We start from the raw sequence: 12,517 nt of genomic DNA, 5'->3' as shown, positions 1-12,517 counted from the left end.
GAAAACCTTTCAGGAAACCACGTTATGGCCCTTCTTCGCACCAGCTTGACCGCCGCTTTCGCAAGTCTACTAAGCGCCTGCTCCAGTTCAGGTCCTTTGACGCCTCACCAGGATTACTTGAAAGCAGCGGGGACCGAAACCTTCTCTTCCATTGAGCAGGAGCCACGGCTGCAAGGCTTTGTGGCGCTTATGAACGATTTCACGCCTGACAACATCCCAAACGCCGTCGAGCGCGCTTATGCGGAATCGTTTTATTTCAATGACACCTTCCACAGCTTGCAGGAACGGGAGGAGCTTACACGCTATTTCGCCGCGATGGCGGAGAAAGCCTCCACGTCAGTGCAGTTTCTTGACTTTGCTTCGACAGGCGACGACATCCTGCTGCGCTGGACCATGACCTTAAAGTTCAAAGTCTGGTGGAAACAGGTCGAAGTCACATCCATCGGGATCTCTCATCTGCGTTTTAATGATCAAGGAAAGATCGTTCTCCACCAGGATTACTGGGACAGTGCGGAAGGCTTTTACAACCATCTTCCACTGGTGGGAGGCGTCCTGCAGAAAATTCGCAGCGGCGTGGGCGCAGACCAGTGAAAGCCTTTCTGCTGCTCATCCTGGCGCTGTGCGCTTCCAAAACATGGGCTTCAGACACAGGCAGCTTTCCGTCAACGCAACAGATCGCTGACGCGACCTTGCAACGCTGCGGCGTTGCAGAGTTAAAGGCCTATCGCCTTTTCACCGTTGGCGCCGCCGCTCTCTACCGTGAAAACTGCGCCGCTACATGGAGGCAGGATACAAAGGAAAGTCGCGTGATGTTATTTCGCTATGAACGAAACATCCCCGCTCATGCTTTTACCGAAAGTGCGGAAGCCTTGCTGCGGCGCAACCAGACCTTGCCTGCAAACACTAGCGCCCTGCGCCAATTCCATTCCAGCTATCGCGATGTGGCCGCCGGAGATCTGTATCGGCTGGAGTATCAAGCCGACGAGGGTCTACGCCTGCTGCTCAACGATCAGGAGCTGTCGCGCCTGCGGGAGGAGCCGCTGGCGCACGCCTACTTCGGCATCTGGCTAGGCCGACGTCCCTTCGATGAGGCGCTGAAACAGCGGTTACTCGGACTGGACTAGCTTGACCACTTCCTCGGCGTATTCCGGGCGCACTTGACGGGTTGGGAACAAGGTCTCCAAGGACGTGGAGAAACTGCTGTCGGTGATGATATGGGCGTGATAGCGACGCAGCTCTCTGGGTTCGCGCACGCCGCAGGAGTGGGCGATAACTCCAACCTCATAAGCCATTTTCTTGGCGTAGTTGGCGACGCGCACGGCTTTATTAGCGGGGTCGAGACCTTTCTGCAACTCTGGATCATGGGTGGTGACCCCGGTCGGACAGGTATTCTTGTTGCATTGCAGCGCCTGAATGCATCCCAAGGCGAACATGTAGCCGCGCGCGGAAACGATAAAATCCGCCCCCATGCACAAGGCCCAGGCGACGCCGGAAGGCGTGATGAGCTTACCTGAACAAATGACTTTAATACGATGTCGCAAGCCGTATTCCATCAGCTTATCCACCACCAAAGGCAGACTTTCCTTGATGGTCAGTCCCACATAGTCAATCAGGCTCTGCGGCGCAGCGCCCGTGCCGCCGTCCGCACTATCAATGGTGATAAAGTCCGGCGCATACTCAAGCCCGCGTTCATGGATACGCTTGAACAAGGTATCGAGGAAGCCATAAGCGCCAATCACCGCTTTGAAACCAACGGGCTTGCCAGTGACTTCGCGAATGTGATGAATCATATCGATCAGATCGTCCACATTGCGGATTTCCGGATGGCCGTTGGGGCTGATAGAAGATTTGCCTTCCGGAATACCCCGGATAGCAGCGATCTCTTGCGTTACTTTCCCGCCTGGAAGAATGCCGCCTTTACCGGGCTTGGCGCCTTGGCTCATCTTGATTTCAAACATTCTTACCTGCTCGTGCGCGGCGATCTGAACCAGCTTCTCATCGCTCAGCGCTCCCTCTTCAGTACGTGCGCCGTATTTTGCCGTGCCGATTTGAAACACCAGATCGCAGCCGCCTTCCAAATGGTATTTAGTGAGCCCGCCTTCCCCAGTATTCATCCATACGCCCGCTTCTTTGGCACCGTGTGACAACGCCAGCACCGCCGGACGGGAAATTGCGCCATAGCTCATTCCGGAGATATTGAAAATGGAGCTGGTGCTGTAGGGCGTACGCGCAAAACCCTCTCCCAAGGTGATTTCCCTTGGCGGCACCGCGTCTTCCTCCAGCGTAGGAAAGGGGCAGTTCAAAAATATCACTTCGCCCGCATGAGTGAGATTGCGTGTAGAGCCAAACGCCACCGTGTTATCCACGTTTTTGGCGGAGCGATAAACCCAGGCGCGCTCCGCACGATTGAAGGGCAATTCTTCCCGGTCCATGGCGAAGAAATACTGCCGAAAAAATTCTCCAAGATGCTCGAAGAAATAGCGGAATCGTCCGATCACGGGAAAGTTACGGCGGATCGCGTGTTTCTTCTGAGTAATATCAATGACATAGGCGATCGCCACCCAGACCACTAATATGGCGACCACCGCCGCCCCGAAGAAGGTGGCGATTTCAACCAGGGTGAAAGTCAGGTTTCGGATTGCATCGGGCATCGCAGCAGTCTCCATATTCGGCGGGTCGCGTGGTAGCGCCTGATTTTAGCAGCAAGAGGGAACCGTTCACGGTTATTGGACAAATTATGCAACGCGACGGCTCCCCTCGCCACCGAATCACATCCTCTGAAAAACCAAGGTAAATCCGAGCTTGCCAGTCAGGGCTTTCATCAGCATAGTAACCAGTCCCTACCTTTGCCTCTGCAGGAACCCATGAGCGCATCGTCTACACAACCATCTTCATCCACCGGCGCCTTAGCCGCGTTGGGAGCCTTCCTCCTTTGGGGCTTCATGCCCATTTATTTCAAGCAACTGAGCCACATGCCCGCTCTGGAAATCCTGGGGCATCGCATTGTCTGGTCCAGTGTGTTGACTGTATTGCTGTGCGCCGTAAGCGGGCGCCTGATGGCTGTGCGCGCGGGTCTGCTCGAATGGCGCAAATTACGGTGGCTGGCATTGTCGGCGTTATTGGTAGGGGGCAACTGGCTGTTGTTCATCTGGGCCGTAAACAACAATCATATGACCGAGGCGAGCCTGGGGTATTACATCAACCCACTGGTTAATATGCTATTGGGCTATCTGTTTCTGGGCGAACGCCTGACTTTCCTGCAACGCATCGCCGCCGCCCTCGCTGTAGGTGGCGTTTTACTCGAAATCATCGCCTTCGGCTCCCTGCCCTGGATCGCCATTGTGCTGGCGCTTTCCTTCGGCTTCTACGGCTTACTGCGTAAGCAGGTCGCGGTGGACGCCGTCAGCGGACTGTGTGTGGAGACCTGCCTGTTGGCGCCGGCTGCGCTGATTTATATGTGGGCCTCAGCGTCCTCCGCCAGCAACATGCTCACTAACGACACGTACCACAATCTATTGCTACTCGCAGCAGGCCCCGCGACCACCTTGCCGCTGTTGTTGTTCATCATCGCCAGCCGCAGACTGACTCTGACCATCCTCGGCTTCTTCCAGTATCTCGGCCCCAGCATCATGTTCATCCTGGCGATTACGCTCTACCAGGAGCCTGTGCCCCAGGGTAAATGGACCACGTTTGTCATTATCTGGTGCGCCTTGGCGCTGGTGTCCTGGGATGCAGTCATGCGCTATCGCTCACGGCGACTGGCGCCGGCGGCGTGAGACCGCTCTGCGTATAGAAAAAGGGAGGCGACAGAGAGAAGATAAGTAGGCGGCGGGCGGCGAGTCGCCCGCTGCGACAAGCGGAATTCTTAGTTAATGCGCACCAGAGAGTTACGCTCTGCATCTGACAGCTGGTCGATGGACACGATAGTCAGGTCGCCGTTGTTCTGTGTTGAAGCATACCTATCCTCCAGGACCGTCGCCTTTCCATCTGGCAACTTCCACATTGCGCCAGTAATAGGGTCAACTATTAACATACCAATCAATCCGCCTAACAATATATTGCCGAAATACCAGCCATCCAGCGTACTTTCCAGCATGACGGTTTTATCCACGTAGCCATCTTTGTGGAACGTCACCCGATATTTCGCTTTTTGAAAGTAGCTTCCACCTGCGCTAAGCGTCACTGTTGCGGGAGTATGCCCTGCATGGATTTCATTGCCGTTTAAATCTTCGATGACAAACTGCGCATTAGAAGGCGAACTGCTTATCGCGACCGGATAGCTGCTTTCACTAACAATACTTGCGCAACCTGTGGAAAGAATAAAGGAAGTTAAAACCGACGCTACCACTACCTTTTTCATAGATATCCCTGAGATGACTTATGCACGAATGCTATTTGATAATCCGCCATACAACCGACCACGCCAGCGGTGAAAACCACCCGTTATCATCAAAAGCTGCAGGCAACCGTTAAATGCGCCCTCCACCTCGGTCAAACCAGATGAAGCGACAACACGGAGGCCATTATGGAGATACAAGCTGAATTGAAACTGAACAGCGTATTTTTATCAGGAATCGATCAATTTCTGTGGTATGCGCTCTATTAAATTAATAAAAAATGAGAGAAGAATAATTTCTATTTCTTACCACATTGGAATGGCCCAAAGTGTTTGCCAATCACTGGTAGCTGACATTCCAAAAGTGCAGACGGGCCTTCAATAAAGAAATATTCGAAAACAATACTAATATGAGTATCCTCGACAATCACTTCTTCCACAAAAGCTCCGCTTGAATCCTTCAGGCTCAGCGTTTCAGAACCATACGGCAGCTCCCCGGCGGTCAACGTCTGTATGGGCTCAAAGTCAGGGCGTGATAATATTTCGAACTGAATGATGGGATTAATCTCCATATTGTGCTGAACAATCCTAACAACTTGGCCATTCACAGTCTCGGTCTGAACCTGACTTACTGAAGCTGGGACACCAGTAGTCTCAGCCAAGGCTGAGCGAACAATAAAAGCCAGAAGAAAAAAGCATAATGATCTGGTCATACCCTATTAACCTGAGTTTATTTAGCATAGTTGGCAAAAAATACAATCCGATACAATCTCCGCCCTTAAATTTTAACGCCACATAATGTACAGAACTTTCACTATTAATTCTTAACTTACCCGTTCAAACGTCATCATAACCCCCTTATTTATCATTTAGATAAAAAGTATTTTGACCGTAGGTTCAGCATACTTTATAGAAGTTTAGACACCCCATTAAAAACACCATCAACCACCATCGCCATACGCTCATAATCCAGCGTATCCCAGGTGTCCTGATCCGTATGGTAGGCGGGATTACGATAGAAAGCCGTGTCGGTCACCATGACTGCTGGGTAATCGTGATACCAATAATTGATGTGGTCGGAGAAATCCACGCCACTCAGGAAAGCGGGGCCAATCATCGACTCCACAGGAAGAGGCGTGGCTTGTAGCATGCCGGTTTTCAATGCGCGGACGTCGCTGTGTCCGCCAAGATTGGAGACAACGGCGATAAAATTCGCCTTGTCCGGGTACAGCGTATTCAATCTGGCTAAAGGGTATCGTTGACTGCCGGCTTGGTCGGAGAAATAGCCGATCATTTCCAGACAGATCATCAATCTGACTTCCGCACCCTTCTCCCTCAGAGACTGACCGTGATGAAAACTCCCCATATCGTCAGTGCGAAAGTACGGCGGTTCCTCCAAAGCGTACGCGACTAGTTCTACCTGGATAGGCGGCGGTTGAGCGGCGAATAGTCTGGCCAGCTCAAGTAGTCCGGCGACGCCGCTGGCGTTGTCGTCTGCGCCGGGTAAGCCCTTGAATGCATCGTAATGAGCGCCAATGACGATAACTGCTCCATTATCGTCGTCAGGACCGAACTTCGCCGATATATTTTGATATTCGATTCCCCACACGCCGTAGGGTTGCTCTTCAACTCTATCCGTATGCAGTTGAAATTGCGCCCGGATATAATCCGCAGACGCCGCCAGTTCATCAGCGTCCTCAGAGCGGGGAGGCAACTCCTCAGAAAGCGTTCTTACATGCCGTCGCAATGTGACAGCGCTGGCCATCGGCTGGTAGCTCTCGGGCGACGAAACAAAGAAGACGGGAACAGTAATGAAATACCAAAGCGCAAACAGCGAAGCAGCCAGCGCCACCACGAAACACAGTAGACGTTTCATAAACGAAATAACTTCATGCCTTGAAGAGAAAATATCAGAATGCGGGCCCTACTCCGACTCACGAAAATCCTGACGGCTGATGCCGTATTTTTTCATCTTGTCATACAGGGTTTTCCGCGGCAGACCAAGCGCAACAAGAGAGTCCTTGATACTGCCGTGATGGGCGGCCAAGGCTTCGCGGATGAGCGTCTGTTCGTATAGCTCCACCTTTTCCGTCAATGTACGGCGGCTTTGTATCTCAGGTTCGCCGAGCATGTGCTCCATATCAAAGGAGCACTCTTCCCCCATAATGACGTAACGCTCCGCCAAATTGCGCAGTTCCCGCACATTGCCCGGCCAGTTGTGAGTCAACAGGCGATGTCGTTGTTCAGGCTTTAACGGCACGATTTCCTGTTGATAGCGGGCGGCGGCGACTAACGCAAAGTGTTCGAACAAAAGGGGCACATCTTCAAGCCGATCCTGCAAGGAGGGAATTTCCACCGCCACCGTATTGAGCCGGTAATACAAATCGCTACGGAACTCACCTCTATCCGCCATTTCCTTCAAACTGATTTTAGTGGCGGCGATTACGCGCAAATCCAAAGGAATCAACGTATTGGAGCCTAGACGCTCCACTTTGCGCTCTTCCAGCACCCGTAGAATTTTGACCTGCAGGGACAGCGGCATACTTTCTATTTCATCCAGAAACAGGGTTCCGCCATTGGCGTGCTCAAATTTGCCGATACGGCGCTTATCCGCGCCGGTAAACGCGCCCGCTTCATGGCCGAACAGTTCGCTTTCAATGAGATTCTCCGGCACCGCGCCGCAATTAATGGCCACAAAGTTGTGCTCGCGCCGGTTGCTGTGCTCGTGCAGGTAACGCGCCACCAGCTCTTTGCCGACGCCGGTTTCGCCAAACAACAGAATATCCGCTGGCGTGTTCATGATCTGTTGCAGTACACGTCGTAATCGTTGAATCGCTGGAGTGCGTCCCAGAATGCGCGGCCCAGGAGCGTTCTGCTCCTGCAACTCTCTGCGCAGGTCACGGTTCTCCAGCGTCAGACGACGCTTATCCATGGCCCGTCGAATCGTATCCAGCAGACGTTCGTTGCTGAAGGGCTTTTCAATAAAGTCATAGGCCCCCTCGCGCATGGCGGATACAGCCGTTGAAATATCGCCGTGCCCGGTCACCAGAATCACCGGCGTCTCGGAATCCACTTTCTGCAGCGCCTGCATCAACTGCAATCCATCCATTCCCGGCATATTGATATCGCTGACCAGCACGCCGGGCCAGTCGGTCTGCAGATTTCGCAGCGCCTCTTCCGCACTGAGAAAGGTTTCCACCTGCAGGCCTTCCAGCTCCAATGTCTGGCCGACGGACTGCAGAATATGGCGGTCATCGTCGATGAAATACACCATCAGTTCGGCGCCTGACGCGCCCGCATTCTCTGACTGCAAAGTCTTACTCCTCATTTTCGCCGCCAACAGATTGCAGGGCGGCTTGCGAGTCGTGAACATTGGAGACGTCCGCCTGAGCCAGCGGCAGCTCAATCATAAACAGCGCGCCCCCTTCCTCATTGTTGGCGGCGCGCAATTCGCCCTTCATCGACTCGATGATTCGGTATGAAATAGAAAGACCCAATCCCAGGCCCTGACCTCTGTTTTTGGTCGTATAAAATGGCTCGAAGATGTGCTGCATTACATGCTCAGGGATGCCTGAGCCGGTATCGCGAACCTGAATCCGCACCTTGTCCTCCAGATTGAGGCATTGAATGCGCAACTGCTTTTCCTGACTGCCGGACATGGCGTGCAATGCGTTGGTGATCAGGTTGATCAGCACCTGCTCCAAACGCACCATATCTCCCTGGACATAAATATCGTCCGCCGCGGCGTCTACGCGCCAATTCACATGTGCGCGGCGCAATTCCGGTTCGGTGATTTTCAAGGCCGCGTCGATACAACTGTTCACGTGCACCGGTCCAGACACATTGGCTTCTTTGCGGGCGAAGATTTTCAGTTGCCCGATGATGGAAGCCATGTGGTCAGTGAGGCCAACAATTTCCCGTAAGTTCAACTGCGCCTTCTCCGGCATATTACGCTCAATGAAAGCCTGCGCATTCTGCGCATAGGTGCGCAGCGCCGTCAGCGGTTGATTAAGCTCGTGATTGATGCCCGCGGATAACTGCCCCAGCAGAGCTAGTTTAGCGGCTTGAATCAGCTCGTCCTGGGTCAGTTTAAGCTCTTTCTCCGCCCGCTCACGCTCCTCCACCTCTTCAAGCAGCCGCGCATTAGCCTCAGAAAGATCACGGGTGCGATGTTGCACGCGCGCCTCCAGCAGATCGCGGGCGGCGCGCAACGCCCGTTCCCGTCGCGCGCGCTCCACTAAAAGCAACGCCAGTAGCACAATGATAAAAATCATCGACAGGCTGAGCAGCAGGACGTTGCTGATTTCTTTTTTCACCCGCTCCATAGGCAAAAGGACCCGTACCCTCCACCCGGCCTGCGGCATGTCTGCGGATTTGGTCAGATAGGTCTGTGCGCCATCGTCATTCAGACCCGCGCGGACAAATTGCGTGGCGGAGTCGAGCAGCTGACCCGACGCCTGCGTTTGCGTCAGCAACATGGGTTTCAACAGCTCCGGATCATAACGCTGCTCTCTTTCTATCTCCTGAGCTTCCGCAGCGCCGAGCGGACGGGTGAGCCGGAAACGCCATTCCGCGCGGGTGGATATAAACACCACGCCATAATTATCCGTGACCAGCACTTCGTAGGCGTTTTTCCCCCAAGGGCTGCCCCAACGCTGCTCAACGGCGGAGAGATCGATTTTGACCACGATGACGCCCAGAATGACATCGTCATCGGACACCGGAAAAGAGAAATAGAAGCCCCGAACGCCAGAGGTCGTCCCCAGTGCGAAGTACTGCCCGGAGCGTCCCTGCATGGCGTCTGAATAATATGGCCGATAGGAAAAGTTGTGTCCGAGAAAGGTTCTCGGCAAGCGCCAATTACTGGCCGCAATAGTGTCCCCTCGCGCATTCAGCAGATATACATCCGCCGCGCCGCCAATAAAGTTGATGGATTCAAGATAGGCGTTAGTACGGTTGGTCAGTTCAGCATTCGTCGGATCCTGCAACAACGCCAGCAAACGGGGATCTACAGCGAGAATATGGGGCAGGGATTCATATTTACTCAGCAACGCTTGCAGGCTGGAAACGGAGCGCTGCAATTCATTAGCGGCGTCCTGCTCCAGCTCCCGAACAGCAGAGGCCCTGGCCCAGTCTTCAGTGACATAAATCATACCGCTGAAAAGCAAACATAAAACCAAAACAAAAATACCGCTGCGCAAATAACGCATACCGCCGGCGCCAGAGCCTGGCGTCATCTGCTGCTTGGACGCTTGTCGCTTAATCCCGCTTTTAAATATGACCATTTATTAATAAATCTGATTAAGCATATTTAGTCGACACACCCTTAATTATCGTTCGTTTCGCGAGAACAGGGAGAATATTAGGCAGCGATTATGGGAGCGTCCACTGAAACGCCCTGTTATAGAGCATAAATAAATTGATATCTGAGCAGAACTTACTAATTAATTATTCCGATTAGCATTTATACTTAATGGCTTTAAAACCCGATGCAGTCTAATTAAACTAACCCGGCGCTTTGGACCTCCGGTTCAAAGTCACAACAGATTATCATTACCCATAAAAAAGGGGGAAACCTCAATGAAAAAACTTCTAGTTTCAGGGATCGTTATGTCTTCGTTGCTTGCCGGTGGTTGCGCCAGCTTGACTGAGCAAGACCGTCAAGCCCTCGACGCCGCCACGACTACTGCGAACAACGCAGAGCAAGCTGTTTCCGGTGCGCAAAACACTGCCGATACAGCTCTGTCCCGCGCTAACGAAGCTTACGCCAAAGCTGAAGAAGCTTTAGCTGCAGCTCTGGCTGCTCAAAAAGCGGCTAACGAAGCAAACGAACGCGCGCGTCGCATGCTGGAAAGAGCCAGCATGAAGTAATCCGGTTCATTACGAACCGGATGACATGCTTGCGGCCAGGGACGGCTGCAGCTCTCCAACAGGCGAGGGAAGGCCAGTCAATTCCGCCAGTGCTTTCGTCACCTTCTCTTCGTCCACCATCACACTGACGCCAGTCGACTGTAGCTTAAGCAGTTGATAGGCATACTCTTCCCGTAACTGTTGTTCAGTGACGTCAGCCTCCGCATGCACTTCCATCCAGAGTTTGCCGCCATCCACCGCCAGCTTGACGGACTGGTTGATGACCTTAACCGGCGTATTGTCCGGCACCATCGACATCATCTGTTTGATATCCCAGTTATACAGTCGGATACAGCCATGACTGACGCGCATCCCGATGCCAACGCCTTTATTGGTGCCATGAATCAGATAGCTGTCCGCATCCAGTTTGAACGCATAGGCTCCCAATGGGTTATCCGGCCCGGCGGGAACCGCTCGCGGCAATTGCTCGCCATACTCATCCAACTGTCTCTGACGAATGGATTCTGGCGGGTACCATGTGGGATTTTTCATTCGTGTGACGATCTTGGTGTCCATGATCGGCGTGGGGAAATCGACGGTGCCGATGCCAATAGGCACGGTATACAGACGCTTCTTATCCGGCTGAAAATAGTAAAGGCGGTACTCAGCCAGATTAATCAGGATGCCATTGCGTAATCCCGGCGGCAGGATAAAACGGCCAGGAATGACTATTTGGTCGCCCTCCGCCGGCAACCAGGCGTCTACGCCGGGGTTGGCGCTAACCAGTTCATTAAACCCAAAATTGTACTGCTCACCGAGATCGACGAATGTGTATTCTTTTTTCGCGACCAGCCTATGTTCTCTACCGACGATATCCTGCTTGGGATTCCACGTCAGCTCAAGCGCCCCGGCCGAACCGCTTAACGCCTGGATGCTCACTGCGCCAACTAATCCAATCAGGGCTGCTTTCAGCTTCATTATTCGAATTCCTGTAACGAGACTAAATAGGTTCGTTCTTTTGAGGTTGTCATCTGAGCGGCATTTTAGCACTAACCCCCGACAATCCCAGAGCGGGGTGTACCTATCTCAATCTGGTGATTACTCACGCAAACTTTCCGCTCCATTGCATATACGCCGCATAACTTATGCGCTATATACAATAATCTATTCATTCAAAATTAAAAATCCACTCACGTGGCGCCGCCGCGTCAAGTCATTTCTATTTAAACACAAACAAATAAACCTCTCCGCCACACTGAAACTGAGGCGCCGAAAAGGTATACTTGCCCACATTAAATAACGTTTAAATAACTCAAAAGAATAATACTCACCTGCAGTGAGGCCGTCTTTAGAGGTTGTTCACAGGAGGTATTTCCCCCATGAAGATCGTCCAGATAAGTGAATTTGGCGACCCGTCCACTTTACGATTGACCGAAGCGAAAATCCCAACGCCCACCCCTAATCAAGCACTGATAAAAGTGCGCGCCTGCGGCGTCAACCCCATTGATTTTAAAACTCGCAGAGGCTTGGGATTCGTGGCGGAGAAGGTCAAAACCCGTATGCCCTGGACGCCCGGATACGATATCGCAGGCGAGATTGTTGAAGTGAATGGCGCAGGCCTGTCCTTTGGGCCCGGCGACCGGGTTTGCGGTCTGGTTAACTTCCCTTTGCCCGCCGGGGGATACAGTGAATATATCGCCCTACCCACCGATAATCTGGTCAAAATTCCTGCAGAACTTTCTTATGTGCAAGCCGCCGCGTTACCTTTGGCCGGCCTGACCGCCTGGCAGGGCCTGTTCGAAGTGGGCGCGCTATGCGCAGGGCAAAAAGTCGTTATTCTGGCCGCAGCAGGCGGCGTTGGGCATCTCGCTGCGCAACTGGCGAAAAGCAAGAGCGCCTATGTATGGGGGACGGCTTCAAAGTCCCACCATGATTTCCTCAGCAGTATGGGAATCACTCCCGTGGACTACCACAATCCGCATGAGCTGGAAAAATTGCGCAATATGGATTTCATTTTTGACGCCGTGGGCGGAGAAACCGGTTTGGCGGCTTTGGACTTTCTCTCACCCAAAGGCGCATTGGTGACATTGCCGACCATCAGCGCGCCCTATATTTGCGACGCCGCAAAAGTTCAGGGGAAACAGGCCAGCGGCTATACCGTGCATCCCGATCCGCGCCGTTTACAGACATTGTTGACGTCCGCCGCCAAGGAAAAACTACATGTGGAAGTACAAGCGACCTTTCCGCTTGAGCAGGCTGCGGAAGCCCATCGCCTTCTGGAAGGCGGCCACGTGCGTGGAAAAGTCGTACTGACGATGAACGACTAAGGAA

The 12,517-nt window shown here is 53.0% G+C and carries 12 protein-coding genes; 5 read left to right on the top strand and 7 right to left on the bottom strand.

The genetic code is table 11. The annotated features are described in order from the left end of the window. Positions 1–24 precede the first annotated feature (24 nt). Positions 25–591, top strand: a complete 567-nt coding sequence (locus HCH_RS01520) for a nuclear transport factor 2 family protein (protein ID WP_011394322.1) — start codon at positions 25–27, stop codon at positions 589–591. Next, entirely contained in the window at positions 588–1,124 is a 537-nt protein-coding gene (locus HCH_RS01515; RefSeq protein WP_049780814.1) for a chalcone isomerase family protein, read from the top strand. Before HCH_RS01520 ends, HCH_RS01515 begins: the two co-directional genes overlap by 4 nt. On the opposite strand, the gene HCH_RS01510 is transcribed toward HCH_RS01515, so the two are convergent. After that, positions 1,107–2,651, bottom strand: a complete 1,545-nt coding sequence (locus HCH_RS01510) for an FMN-binding glutamate synthase family protein (protein WP_011394320.1) — start codon at positions 2,649–2,651, stop codon at positions 1,107–1,109. The two genes, HCH_RS01515 and HCH_RS01510, sit on opposite strands and share 18 nt — an antisense overlap. Positions 2,652–2,864: 213 nt before the next feature. Here HCH_RS01510 and rarD point away from each other — a divergent pair, with 213 nt between their 5' ends. Continuing rightward, a complete protein-coding gene (rarD, locus tag HCH_RS01505; RefSeq protein ID WP_011394319.1) occupies positions 2,865–3,776 on the top strand; it encodes an EamA family transporter RarD in 912 nt (303 codons plus the stop codon). 89 nt (positions 3,777–3,865) lie between these two features. Here rarD and HCH_RS01500 read toward each other — a convergent pair whose 3' ends face one another. The 5 genes from HCH_RS01500 to HCH_RS01480 form a co-directional block, all read right to left on the bottom strand. Next, complete coding sequence (locus tag HCH_RS01500) at positions 3,866–4,360, bottom strand: hypothetical protein (RefSeq protein ID WP_011394318.1); 495 nt, start codon at positions 4,358–4,360, stop codon at positions 3,866–3,868. A gap of 275 nt (positions 4,361–4,635) precedes the next feature. Next, positions 4,636–5,049, bottom strand: a complete 414-nt coding sequence (locus HCH_RS01495) for a hypothetical protein (RefSeq protein ID WP_011394317.1) — start codon at positions 5,047–5,049, stop codon at positions 4,636–4,638. 194 nt (positions 5,050–5,243) lie between these two features. Further along, positions 5,244–6,212 (bottom strand): M28 family peptidase, encoded by a 969-nt coding sequence (locus tag HCH_RS01490; protein ID WP_011394316.1) that lies wholly within the window; start codon positions 6,210–6,212, stop codon positions 5,244–5,246. A gap of 48 nt (positions 6,213–6,260) precedes the next feature. Then, on the bottom strand, positions 6,261–7,649 hold the full coding sequence (locus HCH_RS01485; RefSeq protein ID WP_011394315.1) for a sigma-54-dependent transcriptional regulator: 1,389 nt from the start codon (positions 7,647–7,649) through the stop codon (positions 6,261–6,263). Positions 7,650–7,653: 4 nt separating this feature from the next. Then, positions 7,654–9,621 carry a sensor histidine kinase gene (locus tag HCH_RS01480; protein ID WP_011394314.1) on the bottom strand — a complete coding sequence of 656 codons (1,968 nt, stop codon included), beginning with the start codon at positions 9,619–9,621 and terminating at the stop codon, positions 7,654–7,656. A gap of 295 nt (positions 9,622–9,916) precedes the next feature. Between HCH_RS01480 and HCH_RS01475 the strand changes: the two genes are divergently transcribed. Beyond that, positions 9,917–10,207: an Lpp/OprI family alanine-zipper lipoprotein gene (locus HCH_RS01475; RefSeq protein ID WP_011394313.1), complete on the top strand. Its 291-nt coding sequence runs from the start codon at positions 9,917–9,919 to the stop codon at positions 10,205–10,207. 9 nt (positions 10,208–10,216) lie between these two features. Here the strand turns inward: HCH_RS01475 and HCH_RS01470 are convergent, their stop codons facing one another. Further along, complete coding sequence (locus HCH_RS01470; RefSeq protein ID WP_011394312.1) at positions 10,217–11,164, bottom strand: L,D-transpeptidase family protein; 948 nt, start codon at positions 11,162–11,164, stop codon at positions 10,217–10,219. Between the two features lie 401 nt (positions 11,165–11,565). Here HCH_RS01470 and HCH_RS01465 point away from each other — a divergent pair, with 401 nt between their 5' ends. Further along, positions 11,566–12,513, top strand: coding sequence for an NADP-dependent oxidoreductase (locus HCH_RS01465; RefSeq protein WP_011394311.1), 948 nt, complete (start codon positions 11,566–11,568; stop codon positions 12,511–12,513). The last annotated feature ends 4 nt before the right edge of the window (positions 12,514–12,517 follow it).

The sequence above is a fragment of the Hahella chejuensis KCTC 2396 genome (genome assembly GCF_000012985.1).
Classification (GTDB): domain Bacteria; phylum Pseudomonadota; class Gammaproteobacteria; order Pseudomonadales; family Oleiphilaceae; genus Hahella; species Hahella chejuensis.
Note: the sequence above shows the minus strand (reverse complement) of the source record. Positions and strands in the feature narration are given on the sequence as shown.

Coding starts and splice junctions, on each gene's coding strand:
- HCH_RS01520 (WP_011394322.1), top strand. CDS start 25: ATGGCCCTTCTTCGCACCAGCTTGACCGCCGCTTTCGCAAGTCTACTA.
- HCH_RS01510 (WP_011394320.1), bottom strand. CDS start 2,651: ATGCCCGATGCAATCCGAAACCTGACTTTCACCCTGGTTGAAATCGCC.
- rarD (WP_011394319.1), top strand. CDS start 2,865: ATGAGCGCATCGTCTACACAACCATCTTCATCCACCGGCGCCTTAGCC.
- HCH_RS01500 (WP_011394318.1), bottom strand. CDS start 4,360: ATGAAAAAGGTAGTGGTAGCGTCGGTTTTAACTTCCTTTATTCTTTCC.
- HCH_RS01495 (WP_011394317.1), bottom strand. CDS start 5,049: ATGACCAGATCATTATGCTTTTTTCTTCTGGCTTTTATTGTTCGCTCA.
- HCH_RS01490 (WP_011394316.1), bottom strand. CDS start 6,212: ATGAAACGTCTACTGTGTTTCGTGGTGGCGCTGGCTGCTTCGCTGTTT.
- HCH_RS01480 (WP_011394314.1), bottom strand. CDS start 9,621: ATGGTCATATTTAAAAGCGGGATTAAGCGACAAGCGTCCAAGCAGCAG.
- HCH_RS01475 (WP_011394313.1), top strand. CDS start 9,917: ATGAAAAAACTTCTAGTTTCAGGGATCGTTATGTCTTCGTTGCTTGCC.
- HCH_RS01470 (WP_011394312.1), bottom strand. CDS start 11,164: ATGAAGCTGAAAGCAGCCCTGATTGGATTAGTTGGCGCAGTGAGCATC.
- HCH_RS01465 (WP_011394311.1), top strand. CDS start 11,566: ATGAAGATCGTCCAGATAAGTGAATTTGGCGACCCGTCCACTTTACGA.